The organism is Chryseobacterium sp. SIMBA_028 (genome assembly GCF_046535285.1).
GTDB lineage: Bacteria > Bacteroidota > Bacteroidia > Flavobacteriales > Weeksellaceae > Chryseobacterium.
Window position 1 is genome coordinate 1 of record NZ_JAWRWZ010000755.1, and the last position, 240, is coordinate 240.

Annotated in this window: 1 protein-coding gene; it reads left to right on the forward strand. The window is 64.6% G+C overall.

The window, feature by feature from the left end; genetic code table 11:
* Positions 1-240: efflux RND transporter permease subunit (locus SCA31_RS25275; protein WP_410699681.1), on the forward strand; the 240-nt coding region annotated here is incomplete at both ends.

A 240-nucleotide genomic window follows, 5' to 3' on the forward strand; every position in this document is an offset into this window, starting at 1 on the left:
CCTCACGACGGCAAGCCCGGCATGGGCGTCGCCGACGCCATCACACACGGCGCACGCCAGCGTCTGCGGCCCATTCTCATGACCGCCCTGGCAACGGTTTTCGCCTTGACTCCCATGGCGCTTGGCCTTACCGGTGGTGGGGGCTTCATTTCCCAGCCTTTGGCCATCGTCGTGATCGGTGGGCTGGTATCGTCCACCGCCCTGACGCTGGTTCTGGTTCCTGTCCTCTACAAGCTGGTG